At 72.1% G+C, this 22,892-nt stretch carries 21 protein-coding genes and 1 pseudogene; 8 read left to right on the top strand and 14 right to left on the bottom strand.

Features of this window, described 5'->3' with window-relative positions:
- Positions 1 to 19 precede the first annotated feature (19 nt).
- From ACZ6TD_RS44210 to ACZ6TD_RS44225, 4 genes are read right to left on the bottom strand one after another with little or no spacing between them, the layout of a single operon-like run.
- A complete protein-coding gene (locus ACZ6TD_RS44210; protein WP_471347365.1) occupies positions 20 to 1,237 on the bottom strand; it encodes a glycosyltransferase 87 family protein in 1,218 nt (405 codons plus the stop codon).
- On the bottom strand, positions 1,234 to 2,724 hold the full coding sequence (gene mptB / locus ACZ6TD_RS44215; protein ID WP_471347367.1) for a polyprenol phosphomannose-dependent alpha 1,6 mannosyltransferase MptB: 1,491 nt from the start codon (positions 2,722 to 2,724) through the stop codon (positions 1,234 to 1,236). Before mptB ends, ACZ6TD_RS44210 begins: the two co-directional genes overlap by 4 nt.
- A gap of 21 nt (positions 2,725 to 2,745) precedes the next feature.
- The gene (locus tag ACZ6TD_RS44220; protein WP_471347369.1) at positions 2,746 to 3,987 is read right to left on the bottom strand and encodes an NAD(P)/FAD-dependent oxidoreductase; all 1,242 of its coding nucleotides are present in this window, start codon (positions 3,985 to 3,987) and stop codon (positions 2,746 to 2,748) included.
- Entirely contained in the window at positions 3,984 to 4,181 is a 198-nt protein-coding gene (locus ACZ6TD_RS44225; RefSeq protein WP_471347371.1) for a ferredoxin, read from the bottom strand. The genes ACZ6TD_RS44220 and ACZ6TD_RS44225 overlap by 4 nt, the downstream gene beginning before the upstream one ends.
- 349 nt (positions 4,182 to 4,530) lie before the next feature.
- Here ACZ6TD_RS44225 and ACZ6TD_RS44230 point away from each other — a divergent pair, with 349 nt between their 5' ends.
- Positions 4,531 to 6,459: an FUSC family protein gene (locus ACZ6TD_RS44230; RefSeq protein WP_471347373.1), complete on the top strand. Its 1,929-nt coding sequence runs from the start codon at positions 4,531 to 4,533 to the stop codon at positions 6,457 to 6,459.
- A 38-nt stretch (positions 6,460 to 6,497) separates the two neighbouring features.
- Here ACZ6TD_RS44230 and ACZ6TD_RS44235 read toward each other — a convergent pair whose 3' ends face one another.
- The 3 genes from ACZ6TD_RS44235 to ACZ6TD_RS44245 all read right to left on the bottom strand — a co-directional run bounded on the left by ACZ6TD_RS44235 (position 6,498) and on the right by ACZ6TD_RS44245 (position 11,253).
- The gene (locus ACZ6TD_RS44235) at positions 6,498 to 8,873 is read right to left on the bottom strand and encodes an NlpC/P60 family protein (RefSeq protein WP_471347375.1); all 2,376 of its coding nucleotides are present in this window, start codon (positions 8,871 to 8,873) and stop codon (positions 6,498 to 6,500) included.
- A gap of 243 nt (positions 8,874 to 9,116) precedes the next feature.
- Complete coding sequence (locus tag ACZ6TD_RS44240; RefSeq protein WP_471347377.1) at positions 9,117 to 10,634, bottom strand: AlkA N-terminal domain-containing protein; 1,518 nt, start codon at positions 10,632 to 10,634, stop codon at positions 9,117 to 9,119.
- Between the two features lie 289 nt (positions 10,635 to 10,923).
- Positions 10,924 to 11,253 carry a hypothetical protein gene (locus ACZ6TD_RS44245; protein WP_471347379.1) on the bottom strand — a complete coding sequence of 110 codons (330 nt, stop codon included), beginning with the start codon at positions 11,251 to 11,253 and terminating at the stop codon, positions 10,924 to 10,926.
- A 402-nt stretch (positions 11,254 to 11,655) separates the two neighbouring features.
- On the opposite strand from ACZ6TD_RS44245, the gene ACZ6TD_RS44250 reads away from it, so the two are divergent.
- From ACZ6TD_RS44250 to ACZ6TD_RS44260, 3 genes are all read left to right on the top strand, one after another.
- Positions 11,656 to 12,084: a VOC family protein gene (locus ACZ6TD_RS44250; RefSeq protein WP_471347381.1), complete on the top strand. Its 429-nt coding sequence runs from the start codon at positions 11,656 to 11,658 to the stop codon at positions 12,082 to 12,084.
- Positions 12,085 to 12,265: 181 nt separating this feature from the next.
- Positions 12,266 to 12,532, top strand: a complete 267-nt coding sequence (locus tag ACZ6TD_RS44255; protein ID WP_471358873.1) for a hypothetical protein — start codon at positions 12,266 to 12,268, stop codon at positions 12,530 to 12,532.
- Between the two features lie 79 nt (positions 12,533 to 12,611).
- Positions 12,612 to 12,848 (top strand): hypothetical protein, encoded by a 237-nt coding sequence (locus ACZ6TD_RS44260; RefSeq protein WP_086885525.1) that lies wholly within the window; start codon positions 12,612 to 12,614, stop codon positions 12,846 to 12,848.
- Between the two features lie 83 nt (positions 12,849 to 12,931).
- Here ACZ6TD_RS44260 and ACZ6TD_RS44265 read toward each other — a convergent pair.
- Positions 12,932 to 13,337, bottom strand: a pseudogene (locus tag ACZ6TD_RS44265) (LysR substrate-binding domain-containing protein); the annotation flags it as partial.
- A gap of 42 nt (positions 13,338 to 13,379) precedes the next feature.
- Here ACZ6TD_RS44265 and ACZ6TD_RS44270 point away from each other — a divergent pair.
- Entirely contained in the window at positions 13,380 to 14,567 is a 1,188-nt protein-coding gene (locus tag ACZ6TD_RS44270; protein ID WP_471347383.1) for a diaminopropionate ammonia-lyase, read from the top strand.
- Between the two features lie 212 nt (positions 14,568 to 14,779).
- Here ACZ6TD_RS44270 and ACZ6TD_RS44275 read toward each other — a convergent pair whose 3' ends face one another.
- Both ACZ6TD_RS44275 and ACZ6TD_RS44280 read right to left on the bottom strand, forming a co-directional pair.
- The gene (locus ACZ6TD_RS44275; RefSeq protein ID WP_471347385.1) at positions 14,780 to 15,052 is read right to left on the bottom strand and encodes a type 1 glutamine amidotransferase domain-containing protein; all 273 of its coding nucleotides are present in this window, start codon (positions 15,050 to 15,052) and stop codon (positions 14,780 to 14,782) included.
- A gap of 83 nt (positions 15,053 to 15,135) precedes the next feature.
- Positions 15,136 to 15,969 (bottom strand): endonuclease I family protein, encoded by an 834-nt coding sequence (locus ACZ6TD_RS44280; protein ID WP_471347386.1) that lies wholly within the window; start codon positions 15,967 to 15,969, stop codon positions 15,136 to 15,138.
- 226 nt (positions 15,970 to 16,195) lie between these two features.
- Between ACZ6TD_RS44280 and ACZ6TD_RS44285 the strand changes: the two genes are divergently transcribed.
- Positions 16,196 to 16,909: a ribonuclease H family protein gene (locus ACZ6TD_RS44285; protein WP_471347388.1), complete on the top strand. Its 714-nt coding sequence runs from the start codon at positions 16,196 to 16,198 to the stop codon at positions 16,907 to 16,909.
- 13 nt (positions 16,910 to 16,922) lie between these two features.
- Here the strand turns inward: ACZ6TD_RS44285 and ACZ6TD_RS44290 are convergent, their stop codons facing one another.
- Positions 16,923 to 17,753 (bottom strand): maleylpyruvate isomerase family mycothiol-dependent enzyme, encoded by an 831-nt coding sequence (locus tag ACZ6TD_RS44290; protein WP_471347390.1) that lies wholly within the window; start codon positions 17,751 to 17,753, stop codon positions 16,923 to 16,925.
- 85 nt (positions 17,754 to 17,838) lie between these two features.
- Positions 17,839 to 18,801, bottom strand: a complete 963-nt coding sequence (locus tag ACZ6TD_RS44295) for a zinc-dependent alcohol dehydrogenase family protein (protein WP_471347392.1) — start codon at positions 18,799 to 18,801, stop codon at positions 17,839 to 17,841.
- 130 nt (positions 18,802 to 18,931) lie between these two features.
- Between ACZ6TD_RS44295 and ACZ6TD_RS44300 the strand changes: the two genes are divergently transcribed.
- Positions 18,932 to 19,567: a TetR/AcrR family transcriptional regulator gene (locus ACZ6TD_RS44300; protein ID WP_471347394.1), complete on the top strand. Its 636-nt coding sequence runs from the start codon at positions 18,932 to 18,934 to the stop codon at positions 19,565 to 19,567.
- Positions 19,568 to 19,722: 155 nt separating this feature from the next.
- On the opposite strand, the gene ACZ6TD_RS44305 is transcribed toward ACZ6TD_RS44300, so the two are convergent.
- On the bottom strand, positions 19,723 to 20,379 hold the full coding sequence (locus ACZ6TD_RS44305; RefSeq protein ID WP_471347396.1) for a hypothetical protein: 657 nt from the start codon (positions 20,377 to 20,379) through the stop codon (positions 19,723 to 19,725).
- Positions 20,380 to 20,556: 177 nt separating this feature from the next.
- Positions 20,557 to 21,210, bottom strand: coding sequence for a TetR/AcrR family transcriptional regulator (locus ACZ6TD_RS44310; RefSeq protein ID WP_471347398.1), 654 nt, complete (start codon positions 21,208 to 21,210; stop codon positions 20,557 to 20,559).
- 84 nt (positions 21,211 to 21,294) lie between these two features.
- Here ACZ6TD_RS44310 and ACZ6TD_RS44315 point away from each other — a divergent pair, with 84 nt between their 5' ends.
- Entirely contained in the window at positions 21,295 to 22,842 is a 1,548-nt protein-coding gene (locus ACZ6TD_RS44315; RefSeq protein ID WP_471347399.1) for a serine hydrolase domain-containing protein, read from the top strand.
- Positions 22,843 to 22,892 lie beyond the last annotated feature (50 nt).

A 22,892-nucleotide genomic window follows, 5' to 3' on the forward strand; every position in this document is an offset into this window, starting at 1 on the left:
GCCCGGACCCTCCTGTCGGTCATGGGATACGTGCCGGATACGGCTCTTGGCCCAGCATCGTCGCGGAACGCGCACCGCGCAGCGGGAGCGCGATCAGCAAGCCGAGGCAGATCCACACATAGGTGTTGCTGCCGAGGAAGCCGTCCACCCCGGTGGAGTCGAACCGCCACAGCCACACCACGCTGCTGCACAGCAGCACGTACACCAGCGCACCGGCCCGGAGCAGCAGCCTGCGCCGGGCCGGTGGCGCGTCCGGCCGCAGCCCGCTGTCGACCAGGACCGCCAGGGCCGGAATCAGCCACACCAGATGGTGCACCCAGGTGATCGGGCTGATCAGACAGGCGGCCACCCCGGTCAGCGCGAACCCGGCCCGCTCGTCCCCGACCGCCACCGCGGAGCGCACCCGGTGCGCCCAGACGGCCAGCACCGCGAGCACCCCGAGCGCCCACACCACCCCGCTCGGCGGCACCGGATCGACCAGCCGGGCCAGCACCCCTTCCCACGACTGGTTGGAGACGTAGGAGAGCACCCCGATCCGGTCGGTGTCCCACAGCGCCTCGGTCCAGTAGACCCGCGAGGCTCCCGGCGCCACCGCCAGGGCCAGCAGGGTGGCGGCCGCTGCGGTGCCCGTGGCGGTCGCGGCGGCGCGCCACCGCCGGGTGATCAGCAGATAGCCGATGAAGATCGCCGGGGTGAGCTTGATGGCGGCGGCGAGCCCGATACCGCAGCCGGCGAACCGGCCACGCCCCGTGGACAGCAGCCAGGCGTCGAAGAACACCAGTACCAGCAGCAGCAGATTGACCTGCCCGAAGCTGAAGGTGTCCCGCACCGGCTCCAGCAGGACGAACAGACAGGCCGCCACCACGAAGGCGAACCACTTGTTCCAGCCGTGCCGCTGGACGATCGGCCCGATCAGCCAGGTGAGCAGGGTGGCCGAGGCGGCCACGTTGAGCACCATGCTCAGGGTGATCGCGGCCGGCCAGGTGAACAGGGCCATCGGCAGCATGCACAGCGCGGCGAAGGGCGGATAGGTGAAGCCGTAGTCCGCCCCGTCCGCGCCGGGGATGGTGAAGTCGTAGATACGGCCGTCCCGCAGCCAGTGGCCCACGGCGTCGTAGTAGACGTTGAGGTCGAACCAGTTCCGGTGCAGCGGGACGAAGGCCAGGAACAGCCCCACCGCCACGGTCAGGGCGAGCGCCAGGACCAGCCGGCCGCGTGAGGTGGTGGGCCCCGTCATGCCGAACGCTCCGATCGGTGGCCGCCGGGGACGGCGGGCAGCGCGTTGCCGGTGGCGAACCCCGGCGCGTGCCGTACGCACCACAGCGCGCACACCGCCAGCGCGCCCCCGCACACGGCGTACGTCAGCTGCCGCGAATCCGGCGCGAACCCATTGGGCAGCACGGCCAGCGCGAGCACCCCGCTCCCGGCCACCACCGCCTTACGCACCGTTCCGCCAGGACCGGCCGCGGCGATCACGAACAGCCCCCACAGCACGTACCAGGGCCGGATCGCCGGGCCCAGCACGGCCACCGCGATCAGGCTCAGCCCCAGCGCGTACACCGGCCGGGGGCGGGGCGGGCGCAGCCAGGCGGCCCCGATGGCCACGGCGGTGGCCAGCAGCCCCAGCCCGTGCCACGCGGGCGCGGCCAGCGGCGCCAGACCGCTGCCGACGGCCTCCAGCAGGGCGCCGGTGGCGCGGCCGAGCGTGCTGGTCAGCGCCCAGTTGTCCGGTGAGGCCGGGGTGGTGAGCGCGGAGATCCAGCCGTAGCCGGTGCCGGTCACGGCCGTCGCCACCCCCGTGGTGGCCAGGGACAGCGCGGCGGTGGCCGCCACGGCGCCGACGCGGCGCCTGCGGCCCGCCACCCGGCGCGCCCACAGCGTGGCGACCGCCAGCAGCCCCAGCGCCGCCGGGGCCTTGACCAGGGCGGCGAGCGTGACCAGCACCGCGCCACAGGCCGGCCATCGGCCCGTCGCGGCCACCAGCCCGGCCCCGAGCAGCCCGAGCATCACGGCATCATTGTGCGCCCCACCCACCAGATGCAGCAGCAGGAGCGGGTTGAGCCCGCCCAGCCACAGGGCGGCGCTCGGGTCGGTGCCACAGCGGCGGGCCAGAACGGGCAGCGCGAGCACCATCAGCGCCACCCCGAGCAGTGCGATCAGCCGCAGCCCGATCACCCCGAGTGACGGCTCGGCGCGCGAGGCATGGGCGATGGCGGATTCGAAGGCCAGCGAGACCGGGCCGTACGGCGTCGGGGTGTGCTGCCACACCGGCGCCACCTCGTCCGCCAGCGGTCCGCCGAGACGGATGGGGCCGTGGGTGTAGACGTCGATGCGGGCGTGCACCATCGCGCCCTGGGCGAGGTAGCTGTACACATCCCGGCTGAACAGCGGCGGCCCGGGGAGCAGGGGAGCCGCCCAGGTGGCGAGCGTGATCAGCAGGGAGCGGGGGCCGGGCGGTTTCGGCCCGCGCACCTCGCGCCCCAGCAGCCACCACGCCGCGATCAGCAGCACCAGCCCGAAATAGGTGCTGATCAGCCCGAGCGCCTCTCTCCCGGAGTCAGGGGTGAGGGCGTCCCCCACCGGTAGCGCTCCGGCCGATGCTCCGCCCGCTGCCAGGGCCACCGACCCGGCGAGCCCGAGGAGCCGGCAGTGACCAGGAGCGACGGCGACACGTTGCGGGAGAAGACGACGGACCAGCACCCCGCCAGCGTCGCGAGAGCGCATGGCCGGAAATTGACGTCGCGGTCACCGGAGACTGGCCGAGAGGTGTCGGCCGGGCCACACCGCCTGGGGAGCGGGCAGGATCGATGCCCACGGTGCCCGGTCGACCACGAGTTGGCGCAGTTTGCGCAGCTCGCACGGGCTGTTCCAGCCGAGCACCCCGACCACCCGGCCCCGGTGTCCATAGGCGACGACGAAGTGGCCGCCCTCGAGCTCGCCGTGGAGCACGGCGAGTTCGGCATCGGCGGGGAAGATGCCGTACGCCTGGATATGGGCGTCGTACTGATCGGTCCAGAAGTACGGCACGGGGGCGAACGGCTGGTTCTCGCCGAGCACATTGTGGGCGACGGCCCGCGCCTGTTCCGTGGCGTTCAGCCGGTGTTCCAGCCGCATCCGGCAGCCGAAGTGGTTGTTGTGCCACGAGGCGACATCACCGGCCGCGTAGACGCCGGGCGCCGCGCGGCAGGTGGGATCGCATTCGACACCGTTGCCCAGCTCAAGGCCGGATCCGGCCAGCCAGCCGATCGCCGGGGCGGCGCCGATGGCGACCACCACGACATCGGCGTCCAGCAGTGTGCCGTCGGTGAGTTCGAGACCGGTCACCCGGCCGCCGGACTCGAAGAACCGCCGCACCCCGGTGCCACAGCGCATGGACACCCCGTTCTTCTTGTGCAACTGCCCGACCAGGGCGGCTATCCGGTCGCCGAACTGCCGCCGCATCGGCACCGGCCGTGGGTCGATCATGGTGACGTCCAGCCGCATCCTGCGGGCCGCCACCGCGGCCTCCGAGCCGAGGAAGCCCGCGCCGACCACCGCCACCTTCGCATCGGGCTCGCGGCGCAGATCGGCGCGCAGGGCGAGGGCGTCGTCGAGGGTGCGCAGCAGATGCACCCCGGCCAGATGGTGGGCGCCGGGCAGGCTGTTGGGGGTGACACCGGTGGCGATGACCAGGGCGTCGTAGGAGACGCTGTCGCCGCCGTCCAGCACCACCCGGCGGGCGGTGGTGTCCAGACCGGTGGCGGACCTGCCGAAGAGCAGCCGCGCGTCGAGGGCGGACAGCTCCTCGTCGGTGCGCAGCTTGATCCGGTCCGGCTCCCAGGTGCCCGCCAGGATCTGCTTGGACAACGGCGGCCGGTTGTAGGGAGTGTGGGGCTCGTCGCCGATGAGGGTGAGCCTTCCGTCGTACCCCTCGCCGCGCAGTGTGACGGCCGAGGTGAGCCCCGCGACCGAGGCACCCACGATCACGACGTTCCGCGGTGTGCTCACGAGTCGGCCAGTGCGATCGCCAGGGCGGGGCAGACGGCGGCCGCGTGACGGACGCCGTCGTGCAGCTCCGCCGGCGGGCGGTCGTCGAGGAGTACGGCGATACCGTCCTCGTCCCGCTGGTCGAACACGTCCTGGGCGGCGAGGACGCATTGCCCCGAGGCGACGCATTTGTCCTGATGCAAGGTCACCTGCATGGCGTTCTCCGACACTGGGGATCAACGGAAGGCGGTTACCAGACGAATGTTCGGTAACGGGCGGAAGGGAGGCTAGTTCCCCCGCGTATCCAGCACAACACGCTCCGCAAGAAGCTGGCCACGGAGCGAGACATATGAGCCTGGCATGTGCGCCCCGAACAAGCCGACCGGCTGGTCCGCGAAGACTGTACAAAACACCAGGTCACACCCGGGTCCGCGAGCCGGGGGCCGCTTGTGCGCGGGGTGGGGCATCAGCAGCTCACATGGCGGAAATACGCAGGTTACGAAAGTTCCGCATTGCTCACGTACGGTTCGAAGAGCCCCATGATTTCCACCTCACGGAGGATCCTTGCGCACGCTCCCCACACCCCCCGACTGGCTGACGCACCCCCTGCGCGGGGTGCGGGCGCTGCGGGGTCCCGTGCCCTGGGCGGCGGTGGTCCGCGGGGCCCTCGGCGTGGGACCGGTGGTGGCCGTCGGCGTGGCGTCGGGACACACCCCGTTCGGGATGCTCGCCGGGCTGGGGGCGATGTTCGCGCATATCAACGACCGCCCCGCCACCCGCGCCACCCGCGTCGTGCGCATCGGCCTGCCCGCCCTCGCCGGGGCCGTCGGGCTGCTGACCGGGGCCTGGCTGGGCACGCTGGGCCTCGGGATCTGGATCGCGCTCGCCCTCGCCCCCGTCGGACTGGTCTCCGGCGCGATCAGCGCCATCGGCCCGGTCTGCTCCGCCGCCGGGGTGCAGTTGATGGTGCTCGCCGTGGTCGGCGCGGGCATGCCCCTCCCGGTGGCCCCGCCGGCCCGGGCGGGTCTGCTGCTCATCGGCGCCGCATGGGTGATCGCCATGGCCGCGCTGCTGCCACGCGTCATCCCCTCGCGCCAGGCCGCGCCCTCCGGAGAACGGGAGGCGGTGGCCGCCGTGTACGACGCCCTGGCCGACCTGATGACCGCGGTCGGCACCGACGGCGGCCAGGCCGCCCGGCGCAGGCTCACCGCCGCCTACGACGCGGCGTACGAAGCCCTCTACGCCCATCGGCTCCCGCTGCACCGCGTCGACGAGGAGGAGCGGCGGCTGCGCGACCGGCTGGCGGTGGCCGGAGCACTCAGCGAGGGCATCCTGACCCTCCTGTGGGAGGACGAACCCGTACCTGGCCGCATCGCGCGCACCCCCGCCCAACTGGCCCGCTCGGTACGGACCGGACTGCCACCGGGCCGGCTGCCCGCCCCGGTGCCCGACACCGCGGGGAATGTGGCCATGCACCGGGCCGTGCTGCTCGCCGCGCGGGTCTTCGACGGCGAACCGGCGCCGCCCGTCGGCGCGGTGGTCCCCGGCCACCGGCAGCGGCTGCGCCGCGCGCTCGGCCCGGCGGGCCGGGAGTACGCCGCCCGGGTGGCCCTGTGCGTGGGCGTCAGCACCGCCCTCGCCCAGCAACTGCCGGGCGCGCACTGGTACTGGCTCCCCGCCACGGCCGCCTTCCTGGTCAAGCCCGATATGGGCCCACTGGTCTCCCGGGCCCTCTCCCGCGCCCTCGGCACCGCCGTGGGCGTGGCCGTCTTCGGCGCCCTCGCCACGCTGCTCGCCCCCGGCGCGGGCGACCCCGGCATCTGGCCGGTGGCCGTCGCGGCGGTCTGCTCCGCGCTGATCCCCGTCTCCGTACGCCACTTCGCCCTGCAGACCGCCGTGCTCACCCCGCTGCTGCTCTCCCTGGTCTACCTCGGCGGCGACACCGACCCCGGATTCACCCGGCTCACCGACACACTCCTTGCCTGCGGTGTGGTGCTGGCCGCCGGGGCGCTGCCCGGGCTCGGCGGCCCGCGCGCCCAGGTGTCGGTGCGGCTGTCGCTCGCGGTCCGCGCCACCCGCGACCACCTCGACCGGGTGCTCACCGCCGAGGCGCCGTACGCCACCCGGCTGCGGCTGCGCCGCGAGGCATACCGCGCACTCGCCGACGCGCGCCGCGCGGTGGAGGTGGCCGGGGCCGAACACCCGCCGTTCGGCCGGGACCTGGCGGCCTGGGCGCCGGTGGTACTGGCCCTGGAGAAGATCGTGGACGCGGTCACGGCCTGCGGCGTACGGCTCGACCAGGGCGCCCCACAGCCCGAACCGGCCCTCGCCGCCCGGCTGCGGGCCGCGCTGTCCGATCTGGCCGACGCTGTCGCCACCCGCCGGCCCCCGACGGACCTCGTCCTGCCCGCGGGGGCGGCGGTGGACGACTGCGCGACCATCGCCGATGTCACCGCCGGGCTGCGCACGGTGCGCGACCTGGCGGCCGGCTGACCTCGCTCACCTCCCTGGCGGTGGTCGGCTGACCCCGTTCACCTCCCCGGCGGTGGATTGCCCGGCGCACAGAGCGGCACACCGTCCTGCCACGCACCGCCCTTGAGATAGATGTTGCTGATCCATCCCTGGCGGTCGGAGAGATAGCTCCAGGCGTCGTTGGTGTAGCCCTCGGCCGTCACCTGCTCCGCGTGGACCTGGCATTGGACCCGCACCTGGCTGGGGCCCTGAAGCGTGGTCACGGCCGGTGAGCCCTGTGCGGGGTCCTGGTGGACCCGTACGTCATCGCCCCAGGTGTTGCGGAAGTCGACGTTGTCGCCGTAGCCCCCGCCCCGGTCGGTGTCGCATTCGGGAATGCCCTCCAGCCAGGCGCCGCCCCGTATGTAGATGTTGGACACCCACGCGTTGCGGTCCGGCAGATGGGCCCACGCGTTGTTGGTGACACCGTCCGCGGTGACCTCCCCGCCCCGCGCCTGGCAGTCCACGCGCACCGTCGTCGGCTTCGCCAGCGCGTCCGTCGCCTGGGCCTTCGAGGACGGTCCGCTGCGCAGGGTGACATCGGTGCCCCATGTCTGGCGCTGCGATCCGGCGCCGTCACCGGGCGGACCGCCCTGGCCCGGATCCCCCTCACACTCCGGGACACCCGGAAGCCACTCCGGCCCCTTCACATAGATGTTGCTGACCCAACTGCCGCCGTCGTCCGGCAGACGCGACCACACATCGCTGGTGTAGCCCTCGGAGGTGACCCGCTCGGCACGCCGCTGGCAGTCGACGCGGATCCCCGTCGGCCCGGGGAAGGTGGAGTGCACCGCCGAGCCGACGGACGGCTGGGCGTGGGTGCGGACATTGGTGCCCCAGGTGGAATGGGGCGCGTCACCGCCGCCGCCACCACCCGCGCCACTGATCCGCACGGCACCGGTGTAGTCGTCATGGCTGCGCAGCGGGGCCACCCGGATCTTCTCATCGGACTGCGGCGCCTCGGCGATCTGCCCGTTGCCCAGATAGATCGCGGTGTGGTGGATATTGCCCGCGGTGCCGAAGAACACCAGATCGCCGGGGCGCAGCGCGCCCTCGCCCTGTCCCGCTGTCATCCGTACCGGCCACGAGGCGTTGTACATCTGCTCCGCCGTGCGGTCGCCCAGCACGTCATAGCCGGTGGCCTTGTAGAACGCGTAGCGGACGAACCCCGAGCAGTCGAAGCCCCTGCGGTTCGGGTCGTCTCCGCTCCGCTCCGGGTCCGAGGAGTCCACATGGCCGAAGGTGGCCCCCGGCGGATTCACCCCGTGGCCGCCGCCCCAGGTGTACCAGGTGTCGGCCCCGACCACCGCGCACGCCTCCTTGATGGCCGCGGCGCCCGTCGCGTCGGTGTCGCCGTGCGGTGCGCAGGACGTGTCGTTCGGGTCGTTCGGCGGCGCCGGAGGGTCGTCCGGCCGCCCCTGCGGGGGCGGTGGAGTGTCCGGCGGGTTGGTGCCCCCGGTCCCGGGGGCCGGTGGCGGCCCCGGGGGCACGGTGTTCCGTTCGGCCTGGTGCGTCAGCGCGGATTCCACCGCCTGGGCGCCGGTGGAGTCGGCGCCGCGTGCGTAGTCGCCGTGCGGCCCCTCGCTGTCTGCGGCCCGTTTGGCGATGTCGACCCAGTCCCCGGGCAGGGTCTGACCGGGGCGGTTGCAGAACTGGTCGTCCGTGCGGCAGATGTCGTGGTACCGGCCGTCGCCGAGGAAGCCGGAGAAGGTCTCCGGCACGGTGGCCCGCTGCAGCAGCCCGCCGTCGGCCGCCTGGGCCTCGGCCGGGGTGAAGTCCGGTGTCACGGTCCGCGTCTGGCCGCTCTGCGCCATTCCGGCCTGGCCGTTGCTCCGGCTGGGATCGGCGACGTTCACCACGGCGGCCACGGCCTCCTGATTGGCCTGGAGCAGCGGATCCTGCATCGCCTGCTTCATCAGGTGGGCGCCCATGGAGTATCCGAGCAGAATGAGGTTGGTGCCCTTGCCGCAGGTGGTGTTGTACCAGCTCACCTCCTGGGCGAGCTTCTCCTTCCCCAGCCTCAGCGACTCGTTGTAACCCGGCTCCCAGGGCCAGTACTGCAACGCGTTCGCGGGGTAGGAGAGATTGCGGATGTCCACGGCGTCGTCCGCCCGCGGATTGCCGTCCGGATCACGAGCGGCGGTGCCGATGCCCTTCGCCTTCAGGGCCTTGGTGATCCCGCCGATGTACTCGCTGTTGACCGGGCTGCCCCAGGGAGCACCCGGCCCGGCCGAGGCGTCCGCGCCATAGGCGGAGATGACCACCCACGGTTTGCAGACGGTCGGCTGAGGCGGCGCCGGATCGGCGTGGGCCTGTTGCGGAATCCCGAGCAGCGCGCCCAGCAGGGCCCCGACACCGAGGATCCCTTGGGCAACGCGGCCTCTCCTGTGTCCCATTGACGATCTCCCCCAGTTCGCGCTCGTCTCGCGCTCGTCGAGAGTGCTCGCTGCGCACGCTCTCAGCGGCATAAAGGGGCCGTAAAGCGGCGGCGGACCAGGGTTTCAGAATGGGTCGTCGTTCTTCACGCCGGGGTCATCGACCTCACCGCGCTGTCATCGGTACGTTCGCGGCGATGAGTTGGCGGGCGCGGGCGCGGTGCCGCTCGGCGGGTGTTTCCCTGCGGGTGTTTCCCGGCGAGATCACGCGGACCGGGGCCGCGGGGCGTTCCAGAGGTGGTGCATGGCGTACGAGCGCCAGGGCCGCCAGCCCTCGGAGTCCTCCAGATGCGCCCCGGCGCCGCGGGCCCCGGCCCGTACGGCGACATCCGACTCCAGCAGCACATCGGGGTCGCTCAGCGCCCGCATCCGGATGTACCCGGATGTCCAGGGGCCGATGCCGCGCAGCCCCAGCAACTCCTTCTCGGTCCGGTCGCGGTCGGCGCCCGCGTCCAGCCGCACCGTGCCGTCCGCGAGCGCGGCGGCGAGCGTACGCAGCGTGGCGCGTCGGCTCTCCGGCATACCGAGCTCGGCGAGCGGCGCCTCGGCCAGGTCCTCCGCGCGCGGGAAGAGATGGGTGAGGCCGCCGTCGGGCCGCTCCAGGGGCTTGCCGTACGCGGCGACCAGCCCATCGCCCAGCACCCGCCCGGCGGCCACCGAGACCTGCTGGCCGAGCACGGCGCGAAGGGCGAGCTCATGCGGTTCGGCGGTGCCCGGCGAACGCAGCCCCGGCCGCGCGGCCACCAGGGGCGCGAGCGCGGCATCGGCGCCGAGGCGCTCGGCGACCGCGTACGGATCGGCGTCCAGGTCGAACAGGCGCCGGATCCGCTGGATGGCGGTGGTCAGATCGCGCAGCTCGGTCAGGCGCAGCCGGCACTCCAGCCAGCCGTCGCCGGGCCGTTCGTCGACCTCGACGATGGCGCAGGCGTGCGGCAGCCGCAGCGTGCGGCGGTAGGTCCGGGCGCCCGGCGCGCCCACCATCTCCTCCAGGCCGGGGAGGGCACGCCGGGCGAGGTAGTCGAAGACCTGCGTGGTGTCGTACGGACCGCGGTAGGCGAGCCGCAGCGGCACCCCGGCCGTTCCGCCGTTGGTCCCGCAATTGGTCCCACCGTTGGTTCCCAGCACCCCGCCGGGCGCCCCCGCGGGCCCGGACCGGGAGGACTTCTCAGGCCGGGCGGCGCGCAGTTCGGTGGGGGTGGCGGCGTAGATCTCGCGCAGGGTGTCGTTGAACTGCCGGACGCTGGAGAACCCGGCAGCGAACGCGATCTCCGAGGCCCGCAGCGCGGTGGTCTGCAGCAGGATCCGCGCGGTGTGGGCGCGCTGGGCGCGGGCGAGCGCCACCGGCCCGGCACCGAGCTCGGCGGTCAGCTGCCGCTGCACCTGCCGGGCGCTGTACCCGAGCCGCGAGGCGAGTCCGGACACCCCCTCCCGGTCCACCACCCCGTCCCCGATCATCCGCATGGCGCGGCCGACGGCGTCCGCCCGCGCGTTCCAGTCGGCGGAGCCGGGCACGGCGTCCGGCCGGCAGCGGCGGCAGGCCCGGAACCCCGCGCCCTGCGCGGCGGCGGAGGTGGGGAAGAACCGGACGTTCTTGCGCCGGGGCGTGGTGGCGGGGCAGCTCGGCCGGCAGTAGATCCCGGTCGTGGCGACACCGAAGAAGAACTCGCCGTCGAACCGCGCGTCGCGGCTGCACACCGCCTCGTACCTGCTGTCGTCGCTCATCACACCTCCACTGTGCGCCCTGGGAGGGGAGGTGTGCTGGCGGAAATCGGACATGGCGCTCGCGGCTCCGTGGCGCGGGGGAGGGGCGTGCGCGGTCCAGTGTTACGGGATGTCCGGCGGACCACGCGGCGGAGCCGCATATTGATGCTTTCCCCTCCCGCCCCTTCCCGCCGGGTCGATATGCGGCTCCGCCGCGGCCGCGTGGCAGGGGCTTCGCCCCTGGCCCCCGGGGTCTGGGGCGGAGCCCCGGGCGAGGGGAAGGGGCGAGGAGGGGAGCAGCCCACCGGCGTCACGATGCGTCGGGCACCCCCTGGCGAGAGTCGAGGACGATGACGTTGGGCAGGTGGCGGTGGTCGTGATGAGCCTGGGCGATCCCCGCGAGGGAGGATCGGCCCAGCGCCTGGTAGGCGCCGACCAGCAGCTCGTTCGCCAGTGCCTCCCTGATGGGGTCGCCGGCCGACGCCCAGTGCAGATCGCGGCCCAGCGCGAGCGCCTCGGCCGGGTCTCCGTGCGCGAGGCGCCGCCGGGCGCCCTCCGCGAGCCTGGCCGAACCCGTCGGGTCGTCGAGCAAGCGGTACAGGGCCTGGGCGAACCGGAAGCCACCGGGCGCGCGGTGCACGGGCCGCTCCGGCGCGGTCTCCGTGACGCCGGGCGGCCATGTGGTCCGCGCCCCCGTCGTCGTCGGCGAGGTCGCGCCAGTGGCGTTCGATCAGCACGCGTATCGCCTCCAGCGGTGTGCGCGCGCTGGTGTCGATGTCGCCGCCGTCGATCCCCGGCCGGGCGGACGCGGCCGGGTCCAGCTCCAGCGCACGCGAGGACGGCGCACGGAGTCGGACCGTCGATGGTAAGTTCGGCAAGGTGACTGCCGGGTCGGCCATGGGCCACGCACGAGTGAGGCGCCCGGCCTCGGCGTGAGCCCGAGGCGGGCCCGAGGCCCGCCCCTTCCTCCGTGTCCTTCCTCCTGGCGCCCGTATGTGGCGCCTGTTCCAGCGGATTCCACGATGCGGAGACACCACCACAGATGCCACACCACACCCGGCCCCAGCACGACTCCGAGCCCCCGGCTACCGCCGTCCAGCTGAATCACACCGCCGTCTACGCCCACGACCGGCAGTTGTCCGCCGAGTTCATCGCCGCGATTCTGGGGGTGGAGGTCGGAGCCCCGTTCGGCCCGTTTCTGCCCGTCGATCTCGGCAATGGCGTGACGCTCGACTACTACGAGAAGCGCGACGAGCCCATACAGCCCCAGCACTACGCGTTCCTCGTGCCCGACGAGCAGTTCGACGCGATGATCGCCCGCCTGGAAGCGGTCGGCGTCACCTACTACGCCGACCCCAACCACACCGACCCCGGCCGGATCAACCGGCTCTTCGGCGGCCGTGGCGCGTACTTCGACGATCCCGGCGGCCACAACATGGAGATCATCACCCGGCCTTATATCCGGCCCTAGTCACCGGCCCTGGCCACGGGGGCCACCAACCACAGGGGGCGTCCGAAAGGGCGCCCCCTGTGGTCGGCTCACAGGCCATCTGCTGCTCGTGGGCTGCTCGACGGCGGTGGGCGCGAGTCTGCTCCTTTGGGCGCGGGGTGGCGGCAACGCCCCCGCGCTGCCCGGCCCAATGCTCGGGGCGGTGGGCATCGTACTGGCCACGTTCGGAGCGTGGCCGGTGGTCGACGCCATCGTGCGCCACCGCCGCTCCAGGATCCTGTGGGGCGACCGTTCCGGCCCGGAGCCCAACGCGGCGGCCGAGCGGTTCAGCCACGGGGAGTCCCGCTGTTACGAAGCACATCGCCCCTCCTTGGCGCAACGGGCGCGCTTCATACGGACATACGTGGCCGAGGCGGGATCCTCGCCCACCAGCACCGCCGCCATCCATCAGGCGTTTCCCCGCGTATGAGCGAATGCCACCCCTGGCCGGACCATGATCCGATGCCCCCTACACTGTCTCCCAATCCTCACGTTGATCGGAGCACGACATGCGTCGCCTTGCCCTTGCCCTCCTGGCATGTTCAGCCCTCACACTCGCCGGGTGCGCGCAGGACTTTGACCGGGGCCCTGATGGGACAGTCACCGACAAGGTCAAGGACGGGAAGAAGTTCTACCTGGTCGTCGATCCGGCCAAGGGCGGCGAGGAGAAGAAGTTCCGGGTCAGCAAGTACGACTACCACGACTGCAACCGTGGCTCGAAGTACCCCAAGTGCGTTGACGACTAAGGGTAATTGAGCCCGAACCCACTCATCGTCGGCCCTGACCGTCGGCCCCGACCGTCCGCGGTCGGGGCCGACGATGTTTCGTTTCACACCTCGGCCGAGGTGGCCACGTTCGTGGCCGCCTGCCGCAGCGCGTGGCGGCAGACCGCGATCGCTGGGTGCCGGCTGCGGCCCCGGCGTACCGCGGTGAAGACACGGCGGGTGCGTTGGCCGCGGGGGAGTTGTCGCACCGGGACGGTCGGGGGCGCTCCGTTCCATACGAGGCTGGGGAGCAGGGCGGCGGCGGTCCGGGTACTCCTCGGCGACGACCAGGCCGAAATCGCGGGCCTGAAGCGCGGGGAGGGCCGTTTCCGGTGGCATCTGCGTGACGTGCGCCCGAAGGCCGCGGTGGAGGTCGCGCAGCAGGCTCAGCACGCCGGGCACCAGGGCGGGCGTGGCCGTCTGGAACGAGGCGATGCGCAGGGTGCCGGTCGGATCGGTCAGGGAAGTGGCGTTCGCTGGACCGACGAGAGGTGCGGGCCGCACGCTGGCTACGTGCCTGCATACGCTTCCTCCACCGCCGAGCCGCCGTGGTTCGCCCGGCCCGCCGCCCGCGCCTGGACCTGTCCGCCCGCCCCCACCGGGGTACGCGATTTCCATGCCTCCCTGTCCGGGTACGCCCCCACCCCGCTCACCGAACTCCCGCCGCTGGCCACTGAAATGGGGATCGCGCGGGTCTTCGTCAAGGACGAGTCATGCCGTCTGGGCCTGCCCGCCTTCAAGGCCCTGGGCGCGTCCTGGGCCGTGCACCGCGCGCTCGCCGCGCGGGCCGCACGCGGCGATGCCACCGTGCCCGTCACCCTGGTGAGTGCCACCGACGGCAACCATGGCCGGGCCGTGGCCCGGACGGCACGCCTGCTCGGCCACCGTGCCCGGATCTTCGTGCCGCGCGGTGTCCATCCTGAGGCCGTGGCGGCCATCGCCGCGGAGGAGGCGGAGGTCTCCCGGGTCACCGGCGCGTACGACGAGGCCGTGCGCCAGGCGGCCGAGGCGGCCGCCGCGCCGGACGCGCTCCTGGTCCAGGACACCGCCTGGCCCGGCTATGAACGGATACCGGGCTGGATCGTCGAGGGTTACTCCACCCTCTGCGCCGAAATCGACGAACAACTCGCGGCCGCCGGAGCCGGGACACCCGACCTCATCGCCATCCCAGTGGGCGTGGGGTCGCTGGCCCACGCCGTCGTCACCCACTACCGCAGCCGCCCGGCCGGGCCGCCCACGGCGCTGCTGTCGGTGGAACCCACGGCCGCCCCGTGCGTCATCGAGAGCCTCACACGTGGCGAACCGGTCAGCGTCACCACCGGCGAGACCATCATGGCCGGGCTGAACTGCGGCACCCCCTCCAGCATCGCCTGGCCCCATCTGCGCGACGGGCTCGACGCGGCCATCGCCGTCCCCGACGCCGCGAGCGCCCGCGCGGCGGGTGACCTCGCCCGGCTCGGCATCTCCAGCGGCCCCTGCGGCGCCGCCTCGCTCGCCGGGCTGCGCGCGGCGCTCACCGGCGACGACGCCGACGAGCGCCGCGCCGCACTGGGCCTCCGCCCTGCCTCCACCGTGGTGCTGCTGAGCACGGAGGGCAGCGCCGCCAACCCCGCCGCCACCACCGAGGCCGACAAAATGAAAACCCCTCCGCACCCGACCACCCTCGGGCCCGTCCGACCCTTCTCGGGAGACAGCACATGACCGGCCCCACCCCCGACACGATCACCGTCAATGGCCACCGACTGTGGCGGTCGCTGATGGACCTCGCCGAGATCGGCGCGTACGACGACGAGCACAGAGGTAGTCGCCGTCGGCGGTCCAGCCGCCAGAATTCCGCGATCTTCTCGCGCAGGAGGTCGGAGCCGAGGTACTGGCGCATCCCGGGCGCGTGGCCACCGGGCAGGAGCAGCCCGTCATACGCCTCGGGCCGGAGGTCCCCCCAACGCCACGGGGTGGCGGAAGGCGGCGTCGCCGGTCAGCTGCTCGTAGAACTTCTTGGGCTCGGGCTCCGCGCCGAGTTGCCCGAAGAGCACTCCGGTGAGCAGCAGCGGATCGGCGGCGGGTGGGCCGTCACCGTGTTCGGTGGCGAACACCACCTCATGGCCGAGGTCGGTCAGCAGCTTCCAGGGCACGGCCACCTCGGTGACGTCGAAGTCCCGGTCGGGCAGCGGCAGAAGGATACGCACGAGGACTGCCTGCCACAGGACCGGCGCCCCTGCCCCGGCGCGACTTCGAGCCGGGGCAGGGGGGGGCGGGGCCGGGAGCTGGATCACTTCCAGATGGAGTCGACCCACTCCGGGTGGTCGATGAACGGGTTCCGGTTGTGCTGGAAGCTGTCGTAGATGACCTCGTTGCGGTTCTTCTCGAAGTCGTCGGGCGGGTCCTCGGCGCTCCACTTCTTCAGTACGGAGAGACGGCCGATGTGGGGCGCGGAGCCGTTGTCGACTTCGTCGTTGGGCTCGAGGTCGGGGAAGCCGTCGTCTCCGTCATAGCGGACGGCCATGTAGAGGATCATCCGGGCGATATCGCCCTTGACCTGGTCACGCGGTTCGAAGGAGTCGTCGTCGGTGCGGTTGCCCGGGGCGTCGGGCACCTCCTCGCCGCCGTTGTCGAAGTCCTTGTTGCCGCGGGTGCTGTTCACCTTCACATTGGCCGGGCGCAGGTGGTGCAGATCGGTGCCGGGCCCGGTGGCCGTGCCGAAGTCGCCGTGCGACTTCGCCCAGACGTGCTCGCGGTTCCAGTCGTCGGGGTTGCTGCCGTTCGCGTCCTTGGCCTGGGAGCGGCCGGAGTAGAGGAGGATGACGTTCGACGGGTTGTCCGGGTCCTCGTCCGTGGACTTCAGCGCGTCCCACACCTCGTCGTAGGACAGCTTGGTCTGCTCGCTGATGATCGTGTGCAGCGCCGCCTTCAGCTCCGGGCCGCTCTTGCCGGTCGCGTCCTGGTAGTAGTCGTCGGGCGCCTGTACGGCCGTGGCCGTGGGCCGGGTGGTGTCCGCCGTGGCCGGTGTGTCGGCGGCGGCGACCGAAGGGGCGGCCACACCGGCCGCGGCCACGACGGCCAGCAGGGGAAGGCGCCGTGACCGGCGCGGGCGATGAGTGGACATGATGTGGGGGGTGTCCTCTCCGAGACGAGTACCCGGACCGCCAACTGGCGCCGCGAGTACGGACGTTCAAGGCACAAGCTCTCGGAGACTCGCATGTGTGACGCCCGAACGTGTGTACGCGATGTGCCCGTTCAGAGTGAATCCGGTGAACGCCCCGGGGGTGCGGAGAGGGCCGACCGACGGGTCTGCCGTCGGGCCGGATCGGCGGAGCTGGCAGTATCGGTGTATGGCTGAACAGATCATCGCCGCGTGTGACGGGGCATCGAAGGGAAACCCCGGGCCCGCGGCCTGGGCATGGGTCATCGCGGGCACGGACGGTGCGGTGGAGCGCTGGGAGGCCGGGCCGCTGGGCACCGCGACCAACAACGTCGCCGAGCTGACCGCGCTGCGAGAGCTGCTGGAGTCCACCGACGCGGGCATGCCGCTGGAGGTGCGCATGGACTCCCAGTACGCGATGAAGGCGGTCACCACATGGCTGCCCGGGTGGCGCAGGAAGGGGTGGAAGACCGCCTCGGGGTCGCCGGTGGCCAACCGCGAGCTGGTGATGCGCATCGACGAGCTGCTGGACGGCCGTACGGTGGAGTTCGTCTACGTTCCGGCCCACCAGATCGACGGCGACCCGTTCAACGCGGCCGCCGACCGGGCGGCCAGCCACACGGCCCGTACCCAGCAGCCCGCGGGCACCTCGCTCGGCTCCGCCCTGCCACCGCCCGAGGCCCGGACGGCGACACGCTCGGCCGGTCGCGGTGGCGCGGCACGCCCGCGTACGGCGGCGGCGCAAGGGCGGGGGAGGGGCACCAGCGCACAGCGGAGCACCGGCTCGAAGGGGTCCATCAAGGCGAAGTTCCCCGGCCGGTGCCGCTGCGGTACGCCCTACGCCAAGGGCGAGAGCATCAGCAAGAACCCCGACGGCTGGGGTCACCCGTCCTGCGCCACCTGAGCCACGGGGTGGATCAGGGCGGAGTGAAGAGCGTGGGGAAGCGGGGTGCGAGCCAGGGCTTGCGGCCCCATGTGAGGACGCGGCCCCTGGCGACGGCGCTCCACGGTCCGAGGCGGCCCAGCGCCATCAGGAGGAAGGCCACGGGCTCGGTGAGGATGGTGCAGTCCGCGCGGCTCGGCGGGCCCGGTGTGACGGTCACCGCGCCGTCGGCGAAGGTGGCGCCGAAGCAGGCGCCACCCCTCAGGTGGATGGCGTAGCGGGCGGTGAACCCGGCGGCGGCCGTGGTGTCGAGCACCCGTGGCATGGCCGTGATCAGGAAGGGCAGGGTCAGCTCGACCCGGGCCCGGTTGAGCATGTGCGGGCGGCCCAGCGCACGGGCGAGGTCATAGCCGTGGCCGAGCATATGGGTCAGCAGATACGAGCCCAGTACGTCCAGGCTCATCGGGCCCATCGGCGTGACCAGTTCGCCGTGTGACGCATGCGACACGGGCCGGGCCGCCGACTGGAGGAAGGCGTCGGCCTGCTCCACGATCATGGCGGCCAGCGGCTCGGCCCGGCGCTCGGCGAACGCGGCGAGCGCGCGCCGGTTCGCCTCCGCCAGCCCCTGCGGTGTGCCGTCCCCGTAGCCGCGTTCTTTCCCGTCCGCGAGGTGCGCCATCAGCTCATTGGCCTGGGCCAGATGGGCCGCCGCCTCCCCGACCGTCCACCGCGACCCGGGCACCGGAGCCCCGGTGTCGGATGCGCCGCGCAGCGTGGCGGCGATATCGGCCGCGGTGGCGCGTATCGCCTCGGCCAGCCCCGTGGGCCACGTGCCGCCGTCGCCCTGCCCGCTCACCGACTCCACGCACTCTCCCTACACCTGGCCGGGTAGCTCCCCCGGGGTAGGTACGATGCCACGTGTCCCACGGTCGCCGGTATCGCATCGCGGATTACGGTGTCAGCACGATCCTGCCGAACACCTCGCCGGTGTCCATCTTCCGGTGCGCCAGTACGGCTTGCTCCAATGGCAGCACCTCATGCACCACCGCATGCAGTTCGCCGCGGCTCGCGGCGTCGAACTGCTCGGTCCGCACGGCACGTCGATCGGGCTCGGCCACGGTGGCGGCGCTGAAGGCGGCGAACGACATCGACTTCTGGAACGCCGCCATCATCGCCATACCGAAGTCCGCCGGTGGCATGCCTCCGACCGCGCCGACGGCCACCATGCGACCGTTCGGGTTGAGCCTGGCGAAGAAGGACGGCATGTCCGCACCGGCGATGATGTCGATGATGACGTCGTAGCCGGAGGGGGCGTCGTCGCCTCCCTCGCCGGAGCGGTCCAGCACATGGGTGGCGCCGAGCTTGCGCAGCCGGTCGCCACGCTCGGCCGACGACGTCGTGACCGCCACCGCCCCGGCACCGCCACGCGCCGCGAGCTGGACCGTCATGATCCCGAGGCTGCCCGCCGCGCCCCGCACCAGCACCGACTCGCCGGGAGCGAAGTGGGCATGGGACAGGCCGAAGTGGGCCACAATCCCGGAGCTCCCCAGCGTCACCGCGTCGACGGCGGAGAGGCCCGCGGGGAGGGGAAGGACCTCCTCGACCGCGGCGATCGCCTGTTCGACGTAGCCGCCGTTGACGCCGGTGAACGCCCACACGCGCTGACCGACCCATGACGTATCGACGCCGTCGCCGACCGCGGTCACGGTGCCCGCCACCTCGCTGCCGGGGATATGGCCTTCCTTGAAGCCGTAGCCGGCGAGGGTCCCGCGGCGGATCACGGCGTCGGAGCCGCCGACGCCGATCGCCTCATTGGCGATCAGCACCTGTCCGGCGGCGGGAGTCGGGACGGGGAGGTCGATCACTGCCAGACCTTCGGGAGGTCCGAACGCCTGGATCGCGACTGCCTTCAAGGTCGTCTCCTTGCTCTGGATTCGATGGGGTCGGTGGGATCGGCAGGATCGGTGAGATCGACGGGATCGATCGGAACCGGCCCGAGGGACGCTAACGGACGCCCCCGTCCACTTGGCTAAAGTGAGAGCCGTGACCGACCGTTTGCCTCACACCCTGCGCTCCGACGCCTCGGACAACCGGGAACGCGTCCTCGAAGCGGCCCGCGCGCTGTTCGCCACCGAAGGGCTGAAGGTGCCGATGCGGGAGATCGCCCGGCACGCCGGGGTCGGCCCCGCCACGCTGTACCGCCATTTCCCGACCAAGCAGATGCTGGCCACCGAAGCCTTCACGGACGAGATGCGCGCATGCCGCGCCATCGTCGACGAGGGGCATGCGGAGCCGGATCCGTGGCGCGGCTTCTGCCTCGTGATCGAGAGGACCTGTGAGCTGCACGCCCGCAGCCGGGGCTTCACCGAAGCCTTCATGGCGACCTTCCCCGATGCGATGGACTTCGTCGCGGAGCGCGAATACGCGCTGAGGTCGATCGCCGAACTGGCTCACCGCGCCAAGGACGCCGGCCATCTGCGCCCCGACTTCGTCCTGGACGACCTGGTTCTCATGCTGATGGCCAACAGGGGTATCCACACCACATCGGAAGCCGCCCGAGTGGCGGCTTCCCGGCGCTTCGCCGCGCTCGTGATCCAGGCATTCCAAGCCTCACCGCAGCACGCACCGCTACCGCCGGTGGCACGCTTGGCACCCGCGGCACCACGCAAGATCACATGAAGGCACGCTTCAGGGCCGACACCACACCGACACCCCGGGAGACGCTCGACGCTCACGGTGTCGCCCGCGCCGCCCGTCACCTGCGCTGAAGACCACACACGCGCGAGGCCACCGAGCCGGTGAAAGGAACAGCACACCTCGCCGTCCGCGGCATCTCAGGAAGCCCGTGCCTCGCTGGGCTCGCCCGCGTCGGCGGCCGCGTCCGCGCTGGCCGCGTCCGTGGTGACAGCCGAATAGAAGACGGACTTCTGTTGCTTGGTGCGGTGCGCTTGCCCCTTGGCGACAAGCGATTCGAGAGTGCTGCGCACGACCGTGGGCTTGATCTCGCGCTCCGGAAGCGCCTGACTCAGCGCGGCGGTGACCTCGGCCGCCGAACGGGGCTCGCCGTGCTGGGCGAGGTCATCACGCACCAGCTCCCGGAGCGTGGGCACCCCCGATTCCCGCACCCGCTGACGACGCGGACGGCGCCCGCCCGACTCCGTCCGCTTCCGCTTGCCACCGGCCGCGTCGGCCTTCTTCCTCGCCTTGCGCGTGGCGGACAGCGTCGCGACCTCTCGTTGCGCGGACGAACCATCCCCGGAGTCACTGACGCCACCGTTCTCCGTCGTCGCGTCACCGGCGGCGTCGCCACCAAGGGTCTGCCGCATGCTGAGCAGAAGCGCCCGGTTGTCTTCCAGTACAGCCAACTGCTCTCGCAGTGCCGCGATTTCGGAGCTGAGGCGTTCGTGCTCGGCGGAGTTGCGTTCCAGATCGGTCGCGACCTGAGCCGCGTACTGGGACTTCAAGCTGGCACTATCGACAGGAGTGTCCACTGCGAGCTCCCTCATCTGGGCACATTGCACGTTGGTGCTGGATGGTACATCCGCGTGAATGCCACGTGGAGACTGATCCCGTGGCCGAGCCGGGCCTGTGGCCACTCGCCGACCGCCTTCTGACGCCCTGTCAGCCAGACGTGGCGTTGCGACAACGCGCCTCCGGGCCGAGCGCGATCACGCTCTGGCCCTCTGCGCGTACTGGCGGCACTCCCCAGTGAAGACGGTGGCCAACTCGGAGGCGATCACCGACGCCGACAACTCAGCCGCGGACACCCCGTCCACCCCGGCGGGATCGCGGTAAACCTGCAGCGCGAGCCCTTCCGTCACCGCGGCGAGGCGAACGGCCACGGGCCACGGATCCAGGTCCGTCGCGACCTCGCCGCACTCCTTGCCGTTGCGGACGGCCTGGGCGATGTCCTTGCGCAACCGCCGGCCCGTCTCGATGTCGACGTCGGCGAGGGCGGGGGCGTCCAGGGCGCGGCCGGCGAACGCCCTGGTGACCCGGAATTCGGCGCGGCGCGTCTCGTCCAGGGGGATGAACTCGGCCATCGCCTCGGCCAGTACGTGTGAGATGGGCTGCTGGTGCTCGGCCCCGGCCCGGATCCGCTCGTCGGCCCGGCTCCGGATGGCGGCGCTGACCTCGTGGAAGGCGTGCAGCAGCATCTCGTCCTTGCTGCGGAAGTAGTGCTGCACCAGCCCGACTGACATCCCGGCCGCGGCGGCGGTACGGGCGATGGTGACGGCGTCGAGCCCTTGTTCCGAGATGAGCCCACAGACGCTGCGGGCGATCTGTTGTCGGCGCTCGTCATGGTCGGCGGTCCTCGGCACTTGATAACCGTATCACCGTACGGTAATAACCGTATCACCGTACGGTTATTCGCCCCGCCTCTGGAGGAAACGGTGAGGAACCCCATGCGCCTCCGCTTACGGCGCGCGGCCGCGAGCACTGTGGTCCTGGTGCTCGGGCTGCTGCTGTCCATGCCCGCTGCCCCTGCCGCCACGGCTTCCGTCCACACGGCCTCGGACCGGCCCGGCCGTTACGCCGCCATCGACGACTACATCCGAGACCGGATGGAAGCCACCCACGCACCAGGGATCTCATACGCGGTGGTCGGCCCCGAGGGGCCGGTCCATCGGCGATCCTGGGGAACCGACGGGCGCGGACGGCGCGTCACGGCCGAAACGCCTTTCCTGTGGGGCTCGGTCGCCAAGCCGATCGCCGCCACCAGTGTGATGGTCCTCGTGCAGAACGGACGGCTCCGCCTCGACGACCGGGTCGTCGACCGCCTTCCGGACTTCCGGTTCGGAGGCGCCGCGCGCGCGTCCAAGGTCACGGTCCGCCACCTCCTCAACCAGACCTCCGGCATACCCGAGTCGGCCACCCTCGAAGTCACCGACTGCTTCGACGCCGGCTGCCCCCGCCCGGCGGAGCGCATACGCGCCCTCGACAGCGTGCGACCGGTCGGCCCGCCCGGCGCCACATACGCCTACAGCAGCGCCAATTACCTCGTCCTGACCGCCGTGGTCGAGGCCGTGACGGGGCGCTCCTTCGCAGACCACCTCAGGCGGTCCGTGTTCGCCCCGGCGGGCATGGACGATGCCATCGCCGACCAGGCGTCGGCTCGCAACCAGAGCCTGCCCCCGGGACACCAGCTCCTGTGGGGTGTGCCGACCGCGATCGCTGACGGCGTGGACGACCACGGCGCGGGCTACGGCTACCTGGGCGGGGACCTGCACGACCTGGCCGCCTTCGCCGCGTTGCAGCTCCGCGGCGGGAAGACCGCCGACGGTGAGACCGTCCTCACCCCCGAATCCGTAAGGCTGATGCGTGAGGCAGGCAGGGTCTGGCCCACCGGCACCTCGACGGGCTACGGATTGGGCTGGCGGGTCGGCGGGCTGGACGCGCCACTCGACGGCGCCATTTGGCACACGGGCGCCACTCCTGGCTACTCGGCCATGCTGTTCCTCTTGCCGAAGCGCGACATCGCCATCGTCCTTCAGCAGAACCTCTACGGGCTCCTCCATGACGAGGCGGTCATGCAGGTCGGCTTCGGTGCCGCACGGATCCTCGCGGGCGGCCGGGCACCCACGAGCACCACCTTCGCGTCCCCGTACTACTGGACGGTTTTCGGCGCCACCGCGTGCGCCATGGCCCTGATCCTGACGGCTGTCCGCTCGGCCCTGCTCCTACGCCGCCCCGCCACGCCCGGCTCCTGGCCGCGCCGCACCATCCTGACCGTCGTGTGGTGCGTGGCGGGCGGGCTGCCGTGCGCCGCCCTGGCCTGGGCCGTGGGCCGGATGAGCCCGGAACAGCTCATCAACTGGGTGCCCGACATCTTCGTCTCCCTATGTGTCGCGGCGGCCGCCGGTGCCGCGACCCTCGTCCTCCGCCTTGTCCTTGCGATCCGTGCCGCCCACGTCGGTCGCTCGCGGCCCTCAACGGCCCCGCACACGCGATGAATACACCCTGCGGGTGCATACGGCAGACTGCGTGCGGCATCATGATCACC

The organism is Streptomyces yongxingensis, assembly GCF_055597465.1.

Excerpts from the sequence above, each read along its gene's own strand:
- ACZ6TD_RS44210 (WP_471347365.1), bottom strand. The coding sequence starts at position 1,237 with ATGACGGGGCCCACCACCTCACGCGGCCGGCTGGTCCTGGCGCTCGCC.
- mptB (WP_471347367.1), bottom strand. The coding sequence starts at position 2,724 with ATGCGCTCTCGCGACGCTGGCGGGGTGCTGGTCCGTCGTCTTCTCCCG.
- ACZ6TD_RS44225 (WP_471347371.1), bottom strand. The coding sequence starts at position 4,181 with ATGCAGGTGACCTTGCATCAGGACAAATGCGTCGCCTCGGGGCAATGC.
- ACZ6TD_RS44235 (WP_471347375.1), bottom strand. The coding sequence starts at position 8,873 with ATGGGACACAGGAGAGGCCGCGTTGCCCAAGGGATCCTCGGTGTCGGG.
- ACZ6TD_RS44240 (WP_471347377.1), bottom strand. The coding sequence starts at position 10,634 with ATGAGCGACGACAGCAGGTACGAGGCGGTGTGCAGCCGCGACGCGCGG.
- ACZ6TD_RS44250 (WP_471347381.1), top strand. The coding sequence starts at position 11,656 with ATGCCACACCACACCCGGCCCCAGCACGACTCCGAGCCCCCGGCTACC.
- ACZ6TD_RS44260 (WP_086885525.1), top strand. The coding sequence starts at position 12,612 with ATGCGTCGCCTTGCCCTTGCCCTCCTGGCATGTTCAGCCCTCACACTC.
- ACZ6TD_RS44280 (WP_471347386.1), bottom strand. The coding sequence starts at position 15,969 with ATGTCCACTCATCGCCCGCGCCGGTCACGGCGCCTTCCCCTGCTGGCC.
- ACZ6TD_RS44285 (WP_471347388.1), top strand. The coding sequence starts at position 16,196 with ATGGCTGAACAGATCATCGCCGCGTGTGACGGGGCATCGAAGGGAAAC.
- ACZ6TD_RS44315 (WP_471347399.1), top strand. The coding sequence starts at position 21,295 with ATGCGCCTCCGCTTACGGCGCGCGGCCGCGAGCACTGTGGTCCTGGTG.